12 protein-coding genes and 3 tRNA genes are annotated in these 17,408 nt (G+C 42.8%); 13 read left to right on the top strand and 2 right to left on the bottom strand.

Going from position 1 to position 17,408, the window contains the following annotated elements; all coding sequences use genetic code 11:
- The first annotated feature begins 60 nt into the window (after positions 1–60).
- The 5 genes from dnaQ to QR722_RS10805 all read left to right on the top strand — a co-directional run bounded on the left by dnaQ (position 61) and on the right by QR722_RS10805 (position 2,757).
- Positions 61–777: a DNA polymerase III subunit epsilon gene (gene dnaQ, locus QR722_RS10825; protein WP_286282858.1), complete on the top strand. Its 717-nt coding sequence runs from the start codon at positions 61–63 to the stop codon at positions 775–777.
- Positions 746–2,239, top strand: coding sequence for a TIGR03503 family protein (locus QR722_RS10820; protein WP_286282857.1), 1,494 nt, complete (start codon positions 746–748; stop codon positions 2,237–2,239). Before dnaQ ends, QR722_RS10820 begins: the two co-directional genes overlap by 32 nt.
- Positions 2,240–2,475: 236 nt before the next feature.
- A tRNA-Asp gene (locus QR722_RS10815) sits at positions 2,476–2,552 on the top strand.
- A 24-nt stretch (positions 2,553–2,576) separates the two neighbouring features.
- Positions 2,577–2,653, top strand: a tRNA-Asp gene (locus QR722_RS10810).
- 27 nt (positions 2,654–2,680) lie between these two features.
- Positions 2,681–2,757, top strand: a tRNA-Asp gene (locus QR722_RS10805).
- Between the two features lie 12 nt (positions 2,758–2,769).
- Here the strand turns inward: QR722_RS10805 and QR722_RS10800 are convergent.
- The gene (locus QR722_RS10800; RefSeq protein ID WP_286282856.1) at positions 2,770–3,612 is read right to left on the bottom strand and encodes a D-hexose-6-phosphate mutarotase; all 843 of its coding nucleotides are present in this window, start codon (positions 3,610–3,612) and stop codon (positions 2,770–2,772) included.
- Positions 3,613–3,674: 62 nt separating this feature from the next.
- Positions 3,675–4,670 carry a type I glyceraldehyde-3-phosphate dehydrogenase gene (gap, locus tag QR722_RS10795; RefSeq protein ID WP_286282855.1) on the bottom strand — a complete coding sequence of 332 codons (996 nt, stop codon included), beginning with the start codon at positions 4,668–4,670 and terminating at the stop codon, positions 3,675–3,677.
- Positions 4,671–4,882: 212 nt separating this feature from the next.
- Between gap and malQ the strand changes: the two genes are divergently transcribed.
- The 8 genes from malQ (at position 4,883) to QR722_RS10755 (ending at position 17,365) form a co-directional block, all read left to right on the top strand.
- Positions 4,883–7,081 (top strand): 4-alpha-glucanotransferase, encoded by a 2,199-nt coding sequence (malQ, locus tag QR722_RS10790; RefSeq protein WP_286282854.1) that lies wholly within the window; start codon positions 4,883–4,885, stop codon positions 7,079–7,081.
- A 66-nt stretch (positions 7,082–7,147) separates the two neighbouring features.
- Complete coding sequence (gene glgB / locus QR722_RS10785; RefSeq protein ID WP_286282853.1) at positions 7,148–9,337, top strand: 1,4-alpha-glucan branching protein GlgB; 2,190 nt, start codon at positions 7,148–7,150, stop codon at positions 9,335–9,337.
- A gap of 13 nt (positions 9,338–9,350) precedes the next feature.
- The gene (glgX, locus tag QR722_RS10780; protein ID WP_286282852.1) at positions 9,351–11,420 is read left to right on the top strand and encodes a glycogen debranching protein GlgX; all 2,070 of its coding nucleotides are present in this window, start codon (positions 9,351–9,353) and stop codon (positions 11,418–11,420) included.
- 133 nt (positions 11,421–11,553) lie between these two features.
- The gene (gene msrB, locus QR722_RS10775) at positions 11,554–11,937 is read left to right on the top strand and encodes a peptide-methionine (R)-S-oxide reductase MsrB (RefSeq protein WP_286282851.1); all 384 of its coding nucleotides are present in this window, start codon (positions 11,554–11,556) and stop codon (positions 11,935–11,937) included.
- A 414-nt stretch (positions 11,938–12,351) separates the two neighbouring features.
- Complete coding sequence (locus tag QR722_RS10770) at positions 12,352–13,797, top strand: glyceraldehyde-3-phosphate dehydrogenase (RefSeq protein ID WP_286282850.1); 1,446 nt, start codon at positions 12,352–12,354, stop codon at positions 13,795–13,797.
- A 121-nt stretch (positions 13,798–13,918) separates the two neighbouring features.
- Positions 13,919–14,296, top strand: a complete 378-nt coding sequence (locus QR722_RS10765) for a TlpA disulfide reductase family protein (RefSeq protein ID WP_286282849.1) — start codon at positions 13,919–13,921, stop codon at positions 14,294–14,296.
- Positions 14,297–14,493: 197 nt separating this feature from the next.
- Positions 14,494–15,621, top strand: coding sequence for a M14 family metallopeptidase (locus QR722_RS10760; protein ID WP_286282848.1), 1,128 nt, complete (start codon positions 14,494–14,496; stop codon positions 15,619–15,621).
- Positions 15,622–15,691: 70 nt separating this feature from the next.
- Positions 15,692–17,365 (top strand): alanine/glycine:cation symporter family protein, encoded by a 1,674-nt coding sequence (locus QR722_RS10755; RefSeq protein ID WP_286282847.1) that lies wholly within the window; start codon positions 15,692–15,694, stop codon positions 17,363–17,365.
- Positions 17,366–17,408 lie beyond the last annotated feature (43 nt).

Below are 17,408 nucleotides of genomic sequence, written 5' to 3'. Positions count from 1 at the left end.
TTAACAATGCATGCAAGTATAATGGCTCTATTAGTGAAAAGTACATGAGTAATACAGGTAATGCGTCAGATAGTATTAGATACAGAAACAACCGGTATTGACCCAAGACAGGGTCATAGAATTATTGAAATTGGCTGCGTGGAACTAATTAATCGCAAGTTAACCGGTAATCATTTTCATGTGTATATCAATCCAAATAGGGAAGTGGAGCAAGAAGCGATTCAAGTCCACGGTATCACTAATGAGTTTTTGGCCGACAAACCTAAGTTTCACGAAATTTATGATGGTTTCGTCGACTTCATTAAAGGCGCTCAACTGGTTATCCATAATGCTCCTTTTGATATAGGCTTTATGGACCATGAATTTGCTCTATTGAAACCAGTCAATCCATTGCGCTCAGCCGATATATGCACCGTGCTTGACACCCTTGCATTAGCGCGAGATTTCCACCCAGGCCAGAAAAATAATCTTGATGCTTTATGTCGTCGTTATGGTATCGACAACTCTCACCGAGAACTGCATGGTGCGTTGCTAGATGCTGAAATACTAGCAGATGTTTACCTGTTGATGACAGGTGGCCAAACTGACTTGAATTTATCCGGTAAACAACAAAATGATAAGAACGCTCAACAACAAGAAGCTATTCAACGTCTAAGCACAGATCGAAAAGCATTTAAGGTAATTCAAGCTTCAGCCGATGAATTAACACAACATGAACAACGTTTAAAAATTATTGAGGAAAGCAGTGGGTCGTGTATCTGGCGTCAATACCAATAAGTTCAGCGCTTTTAGATTAGCCGTTCTAACGGCTTTTTGGTTCGCGTTTACGCCAGCAAATGGGCAACAAACTGAGCCAGTGAACCCTGAAAATCCCCTCATTCAGTTAGGGGATGAATACCACAACAGTATTAAATTACTGCAAAATAGATTTCGGATAGATTATCAAGTTGAAGACATCACTATGGTATTTTTCCGAGAGTATGGCAGCCGTCCAGTGGTGCTAGTCAGACCCGATGGCTCTAAAATTTTCCAGATTCAAGCCGATGGTGAAAAAGTCTATTGGTATGACTCCGCCACTTATGATCTGATCAATATTAAAAATCCTATGCCAGGCCCCTGGCAAGCGGTTGGACAAATTTTACCCAACAGTCGGGTCATGGTATTGAGCGATGTGAAGTTAAATGCTGATCCTTTACCTGACATACTTTTCTCCGGTGAAATATTAAAGCAAACCGCACGCCTAACCAATGGTGAAGAGCCCATTAATAATGCTGAGTTTCGAGATGTAGTATCGCTAGATATAACCTTCATCAGCACCAACAATCCAAATTACAATAATTTTGGGGCGGCCAAGCAAAGCATCGCAACCTTCGAAGATAATGGTCGCGGTATGGACGAGACGCCCCTTGATGGAATTTTTACTGGTCAGTTCAATTTGTCCATTGCCGATGGGGAATGGACTCCTGTGTTTGTTGTCAGCACGCCTATGCTGACAAGAGAGCAGGTCGGTCGTCCGTTGATGCTATATCCAAACCCGATCAAAATAAATTTTGAAGAAAACGGCGGGGGAGATGGCTATCACAAACTCCTCATAGATGCAGACCGTGAACACGTGGATATGAAAACTCTGCTCATCGATGGCAAAATACGCTTTCCCAATGGCGACGTGCAAAATTTTTCCCTAACCGAACAGATACCAGGTGTTCGTGAACATCTTATTATTAATTATGAGTCAGGGGTTTATCGGATAAAGCTGACCGCTTATGGTAGTACTACTACTGGGCGAGACTTCATTCTAGATGTGCCGGAATTTACCCATTTAGTTGAAGAGCCGGTGCCCTTTGTCGCTAGCGACGAACAGATGCCGGAGCAAGCCGACGCTCTAGAGCCTACTAAAGCTACTTCGACGAACCTTGTTACGGATGACACGGAAAAGCTAACAACCGAAGAAGTGTTAGAAGATAGCATGTCTGCGGGCTTATTTTGGACCTTGATCATTGGCCTAAACGTCTTTGTACTATTTGCTGGGGCAGGCTTAATTTGGTTCTTTTTAAAACCCAAAGGTGTGAAAAAAGCTAAATTGCCGAAACCTCCCAAAAACAAGTCCGCTAAATTTAATCCCATTGGCAAGGTAAAGGGATTATTTAAAAAAAACAAAGTACCCGCAACCACTGATGTCAATGTTGCAGAATCTGAGGACAGCGGCATTATAGATTTGTCTCTGCCGAAAGACTCTTAGTTAGCGGATAACTTTGTGAGCAAGCTCCGTTTTGCAAGAAGTGGATTTAGCCCCCTAGGAAATGCTGTTTTTTTTAGCGGTTTGAATAAAAATAAAGCAAAATGCTCATAGCTTATTCAATAAGAATAAAAACCAACAAAAACAGGTTGACTCCCCTAAGGTGAACCCTTATTATCTGCGCCGCGGTTGACCGAGGGGTTAAATACTCAGTCAGCCCGGAAGTGCAACACAGCAGCGGAGTGGTAGTTCAGTTGGTTAGAATACCGGCCTGTCACGCCGGGGGTCGCGGGTTCGAGTCCCGTCCACTCCGCCAACTTGTGTTGTAGTTTTTGCGAATGGAGTGGTAGTTCAGTTGGTTAGAATACCGGCCTGTCACGCCGGGGGTCGCGGGTTCGAGTCCCGTCCACTCCGCCAGCAAAACATCTTCGAAATCTATATAGCGGAGTGGTAGTTCAGTTGGTTAGAATACCGGCCTGTCACGCCGGGGGTCGCGGGTTCGAGTCCCGTCCACTCCGCCATTTTAGATTTCGTTAGAAAATTTCCTGTCGTAATCTATGTTCCTCTTCAGAACCTAAAATAAATTCCTGTGTCAATGCTGTTTCTATACATAACATAGTCAAAAAGCCATCATCAGACATATCTCTCATCTTAGTACTATTTTGCTGCCATGGATTCCATACCACTATACTGTCATGTCCGCTGGATTTGATCAGGGTTGATTGTGTATCACCAATTTTTACTTCAGGACTCTCACACAAGTGGATGCGATCGGTTTCCGCGCTGAACTGATAGGGTTCAGGTGTATCAAACATTTGCCAGTCCTGAGTTTTGTCCGAATATGGACCATCTAAACCGGTTAATTCAACATTATTGATATCGCTTACTCGGAAATAACTGTGCAGCGCACAATTAAATTTAAATGCATCTGCAGAGGTGTTTTTAGTGATAAGCTCGACAATCAATGACTTTCCTACCAACACATGTAGGGACAGTTCGCACGGTTGATCCCAGCCTGGGCCCTGGGTGTTCTGAGGCGTAAAAGTAAGGCTTGTCCCCTGTGTTGTGTCTTGTGAACTGGTGAGGGTCCATTGCTGCGTCCTGACGAAGCCGTGAGAGGGCAAGTCTTGGCGAACTTGATTATGTGCATCGCTAAACCAAGGCCAACATATTGGAATGCCGCCGCGAATTGGGGTTTTATTGTCAAAAATCGCCCTATCGCTTAACCATAACCGGTCACGCTGATCTGATTTAGGGACAAAACTTAGTATATGCGCTCCCATCAACGAAATTTGAGCCGTGGCAAATGCATTATCGATATAAACTGTGTCAACCTGATCAATTGTTTTTTGACTAACGGATGGAGAATCTTGCATGATGAATGTATTCCTATCATTAAAAAAGGCGACCAAAGGTCGCCTTTTAGTCACTAATAATATTACTTGCTAATATGCGCGACCAAGTCTAGTACTTTATTTGAATAGCCAATTTCATTGTCATACCAAGAAACGACTTTAACAAAGGTATCTGTTAAGGCAATACCTGCTGTGGCATCAAAGATTGAAGTACGGGTGTCGCCATTAAAATCCTGTGATACTACTGAATCCTCAGTGTAGCCTAGAATGCCTTTTAACTCACCTTGTGAAGCATCTTTCATAACTTTACAAATAGCTTCATAGCTAGCAGGCTTAGCTAAGTTTACAGTTAAATCGACCACTGATACATTAGCAACAGGTACTCTAAACGCCATACCCGTTAACTTACCATTTAGCGCAGGGATAACCTTACCAACCGCTTTCGCGGCTCCGGTAGACGATGGGATAATGTTTTGTGAGGCGCCACGGCCTCCGCGCCAATCCTTATGAGATGGGCCATCTACGGTTTTTTGCGTAGCAGTTGTTGCATGTACTGTGGTCATGAGTCCATCAACAATACCGAAATTATCATTTAGCACTTTGGCTAAAGGAGCAAGGCAGTTAGTGGTGCAAGACGCATTTGAGATTATGTCTTGCCCGGCATAATCGTTGTGATTAACACCCATAACAAACATGGGCGTTGCATCTTTAGAAGGCGCAGACAGGACTACTTTTTTAGCGCCTGCTTGTATATGCTTGCGGGCAGTATCGTCAGTTAAAAATAAGCCAGTGGCTTCAATAACCACGTCAACATCTACATCATTCCATGCTAATGCCCCAGGATCGCGCTCAGAGGTCACTCGAATACTTTTGCCATTAACCACCAATTGGCCATTTTCAACCGCCACATCACCATTAAATCGACCGTGGGTTGAATCGTATTTGAGCATGTACGCCATGTAATCCGCATCTAGCAAATCATTAATTGCGACCACTTCAATATCTGCGCGCTCACAGGCTGCTCTGAAAACAAAACGTCCAATACGGCCGAAACCATTTATTCCAACTTTAATAGCCATGTAAATTCCTCTATGTCAAACTAAGATGTTTGTTGTAAGATAATTACAAAAATTATGGATCATTCTCATCAATAAGGCAAAATATTCGCCTAAAAATGTTATTTTATTACGAAAATAACTATGCAAACGTATTCAATAACGTTTATTTCACAACTTAGTTGATAATGTTTAACCAAATAGTCTAGTCAATTTTAAACAGGACACTAACTAGCATGACATCTCCGTTAATAGATAAGCTTGTGGAACTTAAGGGTGTAGAATCTAATTACATCGATGCATGGGGAAAACCTGCGCGGGTCAACGAGCAAAGCAAAAGCAAATTGCTAGAAGCTATGGGTTATCAAGTCAAGGATAGCGATGCTTTAGAAAAGCAAGTTGAAGTAGAATTTCAACAGATGTGGATGTCGCCGTTGAATCCGGTTCAGGTCAATCGTGAAGCAAAAGATTTATACATTACGGTGAGATTGCCAATTGAGTTGGTGAATGATGATTTTGAGCTATCGATTCTTTGTGAAAATGGCGATCTATTAAGCCAAAAATTTGTGCCTATCGATGGTGACTTGATCAATACAAGTCTGATAGATGAGATCGAATTCCAAGAATACCTCGTTAAGATTGAATTGAGCTTAACCATTGGCTATCACACTTTACGTTTAATGGCCGAGGACGGAGATATCATCTCGTCCATGCGTCTTATTATGGCGCCTGCATCTTGTTATCACCCTGAGCAAATTGAACAAGGTAACAAAATTTGGGGCTTAAGTGTCCAGTTATATTGTCTCAGAAGCGCCACTAACTGGGGAGTAGGGGATTTCACCGATTTGGCAAAATTGGTTGAAGAGTCAGCAAAAAAAGGTGCCCAGTTTGTTGGCCTCAACCCTATTCACGCTTTATATCCAGCAAACCCTAATGCTTGCAGCCCTTATGGCCCATCTTCTCGACGTTGGTTAAATTTTATTTATATTGATGTGACGGCCATTGAAGGTTATTTGTCTGATGACGTACAGCAAATCGTTAATGATGCTGAGTTCACCGCTACCTTAGAATATGCTAGAAATGTCGATTATGTTGATTATGAAGCCGTTACTCGACTGAAACTAAGGGCCTTGGAAGCCGTTTTTAATTATCAACAGAGTAAATATTTAACTAAAAACACTAAGCAAAACAAGGAATTCAAAGCCTTCGTAGAGCAAGGTGGAGATAGTCTAGAAATGCTTGCGGTTTACGATGCATTGCAAGAAAGTCTAGCGGCACAAAATAAACCGTCTTGGGGCTGGCCTGTTTTCCCAAAAGAGTATGCTGATTTTCAGTCTAGTGCCGTAGCTAAATTCAAGAAAGCCAACGCGTCGCGAGTGAAATTTTATTTATTTTTGCAGTGGCAAGCAGCGCTGCAGCTTGAGGCTGCAAACCAAGTTGCCGAAAAACACCAGATGACAATAGGGATCTACCGTGATCTGGCCGTAGGGGTCAGTGAGGGAAGTGCTGAAATCTGGGGTAACAAAGATTTGTATTGCACCGATGCCAGTGTCGGGGCTCCACCTGATGTATTGGGGCCATTAGGACAAAATTGGGGTCTGCCACCAATGAATCCAGACAAACTTTACCATCAACAATACCAACCTATTATTGACCTATTTGACTCAAATATGAAGTCATCGGGGGCGTTGCGCATTGACCACGTCATGGCACTACTGCGTTTGTGGTGGGTTGCACGGGGTGACAACGCTAAAGACGGTGGCTATGTGTACTATCCAGTTGATGACTTATTAGGCATTCTAGCATTGGAAAGCCAACGACATAAAAGTTTGGTCATTGGTGAAGATTTAGGCACAGTGCCTGAGGAAATAAAAAGTAAACTTGCCGAAAACGGAGTTTATTCTTATCGGGTGTTTTTCTTCGAGCAAGCTGAAGATGGCGGGTTTTATTCACCTTCACATTATCCAATTCAATCCATGTCAACCCTGACTACTCATGATATGCCGACCTTATCCGGTTATTGGCATTGCCATGATTTAGAGCTAGGTAAAGAATTGGGTTTGTACCCAACGGATGAAATTCTTGCCGAGCTATATGTAAGTCGTCACGAGAATAAGCAAAAAATATTGGATAGCCTGCACGGACACTCTTCAATCCCTGAGTGGATTGACCAAAAAGTCGATCAACTTGGTATGAGCAAAGAGCTTAACTTTGGCATGCAAACCCATATGGCCGGAGGGTCAAGTGCGTTACTTAGCTTGCAGTTAGAAGACTGGTTACAAATGGATAAACCTGTCAATATACCTGGAACCTTTAATGAATATCCTAATTGGAAGCGCAAGTTAACTCGCCAATTAGAGCACATATTCACGGACCCAGAACTGGTAGAGTTAGCACAAAACCTAACCAATGCTAGACTAAACGCTAGCAAATAAACTTAATTAATTTATGTTGTCTAGGCGTCAATTTTATCTGACGCCTTTCGACTTTAAGGCGAACTGATGCAGTTAGAAGACCAACTTAAACATGCGCAATGTACAAATCCCTTTGATTTCTTAGGTAAAAAGAAGCTTGGCGATAAAACCCAATTTACCGCTTGGCTTCCTGGCGCTAAAAATGTCAGCGTGTTTGAGTTAGTCAGTGGTAAAAAAGTGGGGACTTTAAAGCCTGTTGGGAAAAAATCAGATCTATTTCAAGGAGCTTTTGCCAAAGTTAAAAACAGCTTGGTTTATGGCTACCGGATTGAGAACCTCGAAACCGAATACGAAGTAATCGACCCTTATCAGTTTCAGGAACAGGCCTTCCACGCGGTGCATTTTGTTGACCATGCGCCGGAAAACGTCTACCAGCAATTAGGTGCTCAACTGTTGCAATTAGATGTTGGCCTCGATGCGCCAGTGAATGTTACTCGCTTCGCGGTGTTTGCACCCAACGCTACAGCAGTTTCAGTGATAGGTGATTTTAATTTCTGGGACGGTAGCTGCCATCCAATGCAGAAAACCTCAATGGGTTATTGGGTATTAGTCATTCCTGGTGTGCATGCGGGGCATAAATATAAGTATCAAGTAAAAGATGCACATGGTAATCCATTACCCCACAAGGCAGACCCTGTTGGCTTTAGTGCTGAGCAATATCCATCGCACGCATCTGTGGTGTTCAATCACGACAATTACGAATGGAATGACGGTGCTTGGTTGGAAAAAACCAAGGCTGATAAATATCACCAAGCGATGAGCATCTATGAAGTTCATTTAGGCTCGTGGAAGCGACCTGATGCAAAATTTGCCAGCACCTATTTGACCTATCATGAACTAGCGGATGATTTAGTTAGTTACGTCAAGGAAATGGGCTATACCCACCTTGAAGTTTTACCTGTGTCTGAATTCCCCTTCGACGGCTCTTGGGGCTACCAACCTGTAGGCTTGTTCTCACCCACCAGTCGCTTCGGCGACCCGGATGATTTTAAGTACTTCGTGGATATTTGCCATCAAAACAATATCGGCGTCATTATTGATTGGGTACCAGCTCATTTCCCTGAGGATGGCCATGGACTTGCCCGTTTTGATGGTACTCATGTGTATGAATATGATGATCCTAGAAAAGGATGGCATCCAGATTGGAATTCATGCATTTATGACTTCGGCAAAGATACCGTAAGGCAATTTTTGGTCGCCAATGCAATGTTCTGGGTAGATAAATTCCATATTGATGGATTGCGTGTCGACGCGGTGGCGTCTATGTTGTATTTGGATTACTCCCGTAAAGATGGTGAGTGGATCCCTAATATAGATGGTGGGAATGAGAACTATGAAGCTATTAGTCTTTTGCAATGGATGAACCAAGCCGTTTACGAACGTTTTCCTCGTGTCATGACCATTGCCGAAGAATCCACCTCTTTCCCCAAAGTTTCCCGACCTGTTTTTGAAGGAGGGCTAGGGTTTGGTTTTAAATGGAATATGGGATGGATGCATGACTCCTTGCATTATATAACTAAAGACCCATCTTATCGCCGTTATCATCATGGTGAAATTACCTTTAGCATGGTATATTCCTTTACCGAAAATTTCGTCCTCCCGATCTCCCATGATGAAGTGGTACATGGTAAAGGTTCATTGTTGCGTAAAATGCCTGGGGATGAGTGGCAACAAGCCGCAAACCTGCGCTGTTACGCGGGTTTTATGTATGCTCATCCAGGAAAAAAACTCAATTTCATGGGCAATGAAATCGGCCAAGCTGCTGAGTGGAACCATGACAGTTCGATACAATGGGACTTACTGAAATTTGATAAACATAAAGGAATTCAAAGCCTATATCGTGACCTCAATGGTATATATCAAGGTTTTCCATCTTTATATGAAAGTGATCACGAGCCGGCATGCTTCGCCTGGATCGATCACGAAAATGCCGACCAGTCCATTTTATCAATGATGCGAACTTGTAGAGATGCGAAGCAAAAAATGGTTATGATCAGCAACTTTACACCGGTGCCCAGAGATAATTTCCGACTTGGCGTCCCTGATTCGGGCAGTTATGAGCTTGTGCTCAATACTGATGATAAAAAATATTGGGGCAGCGGATATCCTGTATTGGATTCGATGCAGGCTGAGCCGCAGAGTTGGAATAATCAACCCCACTCAATTTGTATCAATTTGCCACCATTGGCAACGATGTTTATTTTATTGAAAGACTAAATGAAAGTATTCAATGACAGACTTTAAGATACAAATATCCGAAGGAAAGGCCCATCCATTGGGCGCGAATTTAACCGATTCAGGCTGTAATTTCGCGGTACATTGTCCCGATGCGCAAAAAGTGATGTTGTGCTTCTTTAAAGCGGATACCGAAGAGCCGCTAGTCTGTGTTGAGATGATGGCTAAAACTGGCCGAGTGTGGCACTGTCATCTTGCAGGTGTGCAGGAAGGCCAGTTATATGGCTACCGGACGTTCGGCGGCCATCAGAGCCAAACTGGTGTGAGTTTCGATCCTGAAAAATTATTGATTGATCCTTACGCGAAAAGAATTAATCGACCTATTGTCTGGAACGAAAAGCAGTATCAAGGTGATAGCCACTTCATGATGCCCAAATGTGTAGTGGTCAAAAGTGAACCGGTCCAAAACTTACCTACATCCACTAGGCCCTACATTCCACTTAGCCAAACCATTGTGTATGAAGCCCATGTCAAAGGCTTAACCCAGTTGCATACTGATGTGCCTTTGGCGCATCAAGGGAAATATTTGGGAGCATGTCACCCTGTAATCATAAATCATTTGCAGGAATTGGGCGTGACTACGGTGCAGCTTTTGCCCGTTATGGCCTTTATGCCAGAGCCGTTTATTTCGCAAAAGGGACTGACCAATTACTGGGGATACAATCCAGTCAACTTCTTCAGTCCCGAGCCGCGCTACGCTGTGAATGACCCAATCGCTGAATTCAAAACCATGATAAACACCTTTCACCAAGCCGGTTTAGAAGTGATTTTGGATGTGGTCTATAATCATACTGCTGAAGGTTCTGCCGATGGACCTATATTGTCGTTTAAAGGCTTTGATAATGCGTCCTTCTATTTATTTGAACGCAACGAATATGGTGTGGTTGACTATCAAAAGTATGTGAATAATTCGGGTTGTGGTAACAGTGTTAACACCGCTTATCCTTACGTTTTGAAGATGGTAATGGATTCTCTTCGCTATTGGGTCAGCGAAATGGGAGTGGATGGATTCCGCTTTGATCTAGCTGCAAGTTTAGGCCGTGATCCTTATGAATTCTCATCTTTCGCTGGATTTTTCCGCACGCTACGTCAAGATCCCATATTAGCGGAAGTAAAACTCATTGCTGAGCCATGGGATATAGGTCATGGTGGGTATCGCTTGGGACAATTTCCATCAAATTGGCATGAAACTAACGATAAATATCGAGATACAGTGCGGGGGTTTTGGCGAGGTGATAAGGCGCTTACCGCCGACTTTGCGACCCGTTTGCTGGGCTCTAGAGATATTTTCCCCAAAGGTAAGCGGTCCATTCACTCTTCAGTCAATAATGTAACCTACCATGATGGATTTACCCTGCATGATATGGTTACTTATGCAAAGCGCCATAACGAAGCAAATTTAGAGAATAATCGAGACGGACATGGACATAATTTGTCAGAAAATTATGGAGTAGAAGGCCCTACGCTTAACCCTGATATTATGGCGTTGCGTGAAAAGCAAAAACGGAATCTATTTACCACTTTGATGTTATCCCAAGGTATCCCGCATATTTTGGGCGGAGATGAGCTGAGTAAAACCCAACTCGGCAACAATAACGCCTATTGTCAGGATAACGAGTTAAATTGGTTAAATTGGCAGTTAAATGAACGCCAACAAGATTTTTTGGATTTTTGTAAGTACATAATATCTTTACGAAAAAACAGTATGATTTTGAGCGAGTTATCGCTGCTGGATGATAACTATAACTTACACCACAATGTAGATGAGGTTAACTGGTATCGTCCCGATGGTGCCACAAAAGTCGCTCAAGATTGGCATGATCCTAACAATAAAGCCTTCGCGGTCGAGTTAAAGGGGTGTGTGCAACATACTGACGAGCACTGGTTGCTGATTTTCAATGCCTTTGATAACGACGTGCGCTTCCACTTACCTGAACTAGAGACAGGTATATGGCAATTGAAATTGGATACTCGTTATAAAAAGCTATCGGATTTATCCAAAATCAAAATTCGCGACGTATTCCTACAAGCCTACCGTAGTGTTTCTATTTTTCAGCGAACTTAGCAAATGCCCCTATGTGACTGTGTTGATTAGTTGACAACTGAGTCACTGTATTTTATCCAGTTTTACTTGATAAGCCGCGGGGCGAACTCTATTAACCTAATGCAAGTTTAACAGTAAGTGAGCGGAGTATGTTATGAAACTGAACGACCAACAGTGGCGTGAGAAATTAACGGATGAAGAATATCGTGTTACCCGACAACGGGGAACCGAGAGACCTTTCTCTGGAAACTTATTGCACAATGAAGCGACTGGCGACTACACCTGCACCTGTTGCGGCTGCGTATTGTTTAAGTCTGACGATAAGTTCGATGCTGGCTGCGGTTGGCCCTCATTCTCAGACCAAAGTGCAGCGGGTAATGTGGAGTATCGTAGCGACAATAGCTTAGGCATGCAACGTACTGAGATTGTCTGTAAGCAGTGTGATGCACATCTAGGTCACGTGTTTAACGATGGTCCCGCACCCACCGGCCAGCGTTACTGTGTGAATTCAGTGTCTATAAAATTTGACCAAAGCTGACGGACCCATTCCGGCTAAATCTAGATAGAGCTGGTAGAAGTGTGAGTTGAATCCGTTTAGATAGCAAAAACTCATTCAACTATACAGTATTTTTGACCCAAGCTATCTATTTGTAGCTGTGGCAGTGTTATAGGCTACAAGTTCGATAGCAAAATAGATTAGAACTGAAAATATTTTATGTAATCTTTTTACATGAAATTGGCCGTCAGACCTTGCTCTTTGGCTTAATTCACCTGTTTAGCGCTATTTTGTCGGAAATTTACCATCATTCTGTCTCGAATGATTTAAACTCTCGAGTTACTGAAACTTTATACCAATTTGGTGGAATGAAAACTTGCCCTTAGAATGGCGGCCGATCTGGTATTCGTCCCTCGACGGGTATGACTTAAGTTTTCAACTTTAGGGTAGTAAAGAATGAATCAGCAGTTTGAACAGGAACTTATGGGCAGTTGGCAGGAGCGTCAAGAATACGCCGAAATGATGCAACCTCTGCTTGGCAAACTTTATCGGGATAAAGCCGTTGAAGTATCTATTTTTGGTCGTCCTATGTTGGGCGCTAATATTGTCGATATTATTAAAGCACACCGTACTGTTAGATTGCATACCGGCGAGAAACTCAGACTAAGAGAAAGTTGGCCCATTCTTGAAGCCTTATCAAAGTTAACCCTTGCGCCAGCCCACATTGACTTAGGGAAGTTGGCTTACGCCTATCATCATGACCAACAAAACCAAGGCCTTGATATTGACCAATATCTCGCCAAAGAATTAGCTGGTATTGTAGGTGAAGTGGATACTCATCCTGTACAAGATGTTGTGCTGTATGGCTTTGGTCGTATCGGACGATTACTCGCCAGACTGCTGATTGAGCGCCAAGGAAAAAATAATAAACTTCGCTTACGGGCAATTGTCGTTAGGGGCGGCAAAGATGGAGATTTAGAGAAACGTGCCAGTTTGTTGCGACGCGATTCGGTACATGGTCCCTTTAATGGCAGTATTACCGTTGATCACGAACGCAATGCATTGAAAGCCAATGGTTCTTATATCCAAGTTATCTACGCAGATTCTCCAGATTCAGTGGATTACACTCAATACGGAATTAAAGATGCGATAGTGGTGGATAATACTGGGATGTGGCGAGACCGAGACGGTTTAGGCATGCACTTGAAAGCCAAAGGTACTAAAAAAGCTATCTTGACTGCACCAGGTAAAGGTGATGTGAAAAATATTGTATTTGGTGTTAATCATCAGGACATTTTACCTGAAGATACAATTTTGTCCGCTGCCAGTTGTACCACCAATGCGATTACACCAGTGCTGAAAGTATTGGATGAAAAGTTTGGAATTGAAAATGGCCATGTTGAGACTGTACACTCATTCACCAATGATCAAAATCTGATTGATAATTTTCACAAAGCCGACCGTCGTGGTCGCAGTGCATCACTTAATATGGTGATTACAGAAACCGGAGCGGCTCAAGCTGTGTCTAAAGCCTACCCAAAATTACACGGTAAATTAACCGGTAATGCTATCCGTGTTCCTACCCCAAATGTGTCTCTGGCAATATTAAATTTAAATCTTGCTAAATCGACCAGCCGTGATGAGATAAATGATTTTTTACGTAATCAATCGTTGTTTTCAAAACTACAGCACCAAATTGATTTCACCTCATCAAAAGAAATCGTTTCAACGGATTTGGTCGGCACGAGATCTGCGTCGGTAGTTGATTCTCAGGCCACGATAGTAGCTGATAAACGTGCGACCTTGTATGTATGGTATGACAATGAGTTTGGTTACAGCTGCCAAGTAATGCGTGTAGTTCAGGCTATGGCCGGATTAACTTATCCAACTATTCCTGCCTAATACCCTAGCAACCGCCAGCTTAGTTGTTGGCGGTTGCCCTTAGTATCGATGTTATTGTTCGACATGCATTCTACTTCCGCTATTATGCTGAGTTGTGAAGGCTTTTGAGGAAATCTCCATAGTGCGGATATCTAAATCTAGACTGCTGTTGTTCGCCCGCGATCTAATCATTATTGTGGCTATCTTTTATGCAATAGGGCAATGGCAAAGTCGTCATCTGCTTGATGATGATGGTTCGATAAATATTGCTAACCAGACCTTGCTGTCTATAGACGGCAATGCTCAGTCATTATTTAAATATAATAAACGCACGCTGGTATACTTCTTCGCACCCTGGTGTAAAATTTGTGAATTGAGCATCCCTAATCTTAATCAACTGTCTGATCCAGAGTTGGAAGTTGTTTTGGTCGCGTTAGATTATCAAAGTCAACAACAGGTTACCCAATTCATTCAGGGCAATCAGGTCAAACAAAGAGTGCTATTAGGCATAATGGCTTAAAGCAGCAATTTAATATTCCCGGATACCCAACTTACTACTTTTTAGATGAACGGCATAACGTAGTGGCGAATTCATTTGGTTACAGCAGTGCGCTGGGTTTAAAATTAAAAAATTATTTAAATAAATAATTTCCGCTAGGTTATTTTAGTCCAGACTATGGTAGATTGACCGCGGGAAAATCAGTAGAGAATTGGCGAGTGAAAATAACCAGCAACTTTGATTCAGGCAACATTATCGTTGTCAAAGCACAACAGCCTGATGACATCGAACTTCAAATCCGTAAAGACAACCAATCTGACTTTTATCAATGGTTTCATTTTAAATTAGATAGTAGTCCTTTTGTTGAGCATCAGCTTACCATTAGTGATTTAGCTAAATCCGCTTACCCTTCAGGTTGGGAGGGTTACCAAGCGGTGGCTTCTTATGATCGTCAAGAATGGTTCAGAGTCGCCTCTGAATTTGACGGTAACAATCTTGTTATCACCCATACTCCTGAACATGCCCATACGTATTTCGCGTACTTTGCGCCCTATAGTTATGAACGACATCTAGATTTATTGTCCATGGCGCAAGTATCTTTTGATTGCCAAGTAGAGAATCTTGGTGAAACACTCGACGGTCGAGATCTATCCATGTTGGTTATTGGCCAACCGGAAGAAGGCAAGAAAAGTATCTGGATTACTGCTCGTCAGCATCCTGGCGAAACTATGGCAGAATGGTTAGTCGAAGGGTTATTACAACGGCTGCTGGATGAGGATGACGGGGTTGCTAGAAACTTATTAGATAACGCAGTTTTCTATATAGTGCCAAATATGAATCCAGACGGTTCGGTACGTGGACATTTACGCACTAATGCTGTCGGCACTAATTTGAACCGTGAATGGGCGACGCCAAGCATGGATAAAAGCCCTGAAGTGTATTTAGTAATGCAAAAGATGGCTCAAACAGGTGTCGATTTATTTTTAGATATGCACGGTGATGAATCGATTCCCTATAACTTCGTTGCAGGTAGCGAGGGCAATCCTGGCTATGATCAACGAATTAAGCAATTAGAAGATGCCTTCAAGGCGGCCTTACTACTAGTCACACCTGAGTTCCAAGATGAATTTGGCTATGATAAAGACGAGCCTGGTAAAGGTAATATGACGGTGGCAACCAACGCAGTAGGTCAACTTTATAATTGTCTAGCCTACACCCTAGAGATGCCATTTAAAGACAATGCTTTGTTGCCTGATCCGGCTTATGGTTGGTCACCAGCGCGTTGTAAACAATTAGGCGAAGACGTTTTAGTGGCTGTAAATGCTATCGTTAAAACACTGCGTTAGGGTGTTTGGGCGAAAAAAACACGATAAGTATCATATCCATAAATTAAAAAAATAAAAAAAGGGGCAAAATTTGGAAGGGTTACATGATGTTCTAAAGTTTCTGGACAGTATACTAGGCGGTAATGCTTTATTTCCATTTATCCTGCTAGGTACGGGTTTGTTTTTCACCATCTATCTTGGCTTTCCACAGATACGTTATTTTAAACATGCGTGGAAAGTGGTTACTGGTAAATTCGATAACCCTGGCTCCGAAGGTGATACCTCTCACTTTAGAGCATTGACAACGGCTTTGTCAGGCACCGTTGGAACCGGAAATATCAGTGGTGTAGCTTTTGCTATCTTTTTGGGCGGGCCAGCGGCCTTGTTCTGGATGTGGGCAACTGCATTCCTGGGAATGACTACTAAATTTGTCGAAGTTACTCTGTCTCATAAATACCGTGAAAAGACCGACGATGGCACTATGGCTGGCGGCCCCATGTATTACATGGACAAACGTCTCAACATGAAATGGTTGGCAGTAGCCTTTGCTATCGCCACTGTGATCAGTTCATTTGGTACGGGTAACTTGCCGCAAAGTAATGGTATCGCCACCAGTATTCAAGAAACCTTTGGCTTTGAACCTTGGATTGTTGGCAGTGTACTAGGAATTTTACTAGCACTAGTTATCTTGGGCGGTATCCAACGGATAGCGGCGGTTACCTCTAAGATAGTGCCCTTTATGGCAGTGATTTATTTGATTGGGGCGCTTTCGGTTATTTTCGCTAACTTAGAAAATATTGGTCCAGCTTTCACCTCTATTGTTTCTGATTTGTTCACCGGCTCAGCAGCAACAGGTGGCTTCCTCGGCGCATCCATTGCGTATGCGTTTAACCGTGGGGTAAATCGTGGTTTATTCTCCAATGAAGCGGGTCAAGGTTCAGCGCCAATTGCCCATGCCGCGGCTAAAACTGACGAACCTGTTTCTGAAGGTATGGTGTCAATCCTTGAGCCCTTTATTGACACTATCGTTATCTGTACCTTAACGGGGTTAGTTATTTTGTCCTCTGGTGTTTGGAAAGAAAAGCATCAAAATATTTTCGAACGCTCTAGTCTAGAAATTGTCACAGGCGTATACGCCGAAGACAATCAACAAGACCGCCAAAACTTGTATCGTTATCTTAACCATATCGATGACAGTGGCGTTGAAGCTTATACCGGTGAAATCCAAGTCGTTTCAGGCAAAGCAGTCACCAGTGGTTTTACCATCATTCATGCTCGTTCGTTGGCAGAAGATGTGTTGATTACCGTAGGTGGTGAAGAAGATTTATTTACCGGTACGATTAAAATCCAGGACGGGGCGATAGTGAAAGACAACATAGTATTGTCTGGAAAATCATTGGTCCATTCTGCCAGATTAACGACCATAGCCTTTACTAAAGGATTTTTTGGTGACTTTGGGCAATATATCGTTTCCATTGGCCTGTTGCTGTTTGCGTTTTCTACGGCTATCGCGTGGTCATATTATGGCGATCGCGCCATGACTTACCTGCTAGGATCCCGCTCTGTTATGCCATATCGGGTAGTTTATGTTGCTGGTTTCGTGTGGGCCTCTTTTTCTGATACAGAATTAGTCTGGACCTTGGCAAGCGTAGCGATAGTGGTGATGACCTTACCTAATTTATTTGGTATTTTAATGCTAAGTAAAGAGATGAAGTCTTCCATAAAAGATTATTGGAATCGTTTCGATAAAGAAAATAAATCTTAATTTTGATTTGAACAGTAATAAAGAAACGCGGCTAGCCCGCGTT

The sequence above is a fragment of the Aliiglaciecola sp. LCG003 genome (assembly GCF_030316135.1).
Classification (GTDB): Bacteria; Pseudomonadota; Gammaproteobacteria; order Enterobacterales; family Alteromonadaceae; genus Aliiglaciecola.
Note: the sequence above shows the minus strand (reverse complement) of the source record. Positions and strands in the feature narration are given on the sequence as shown.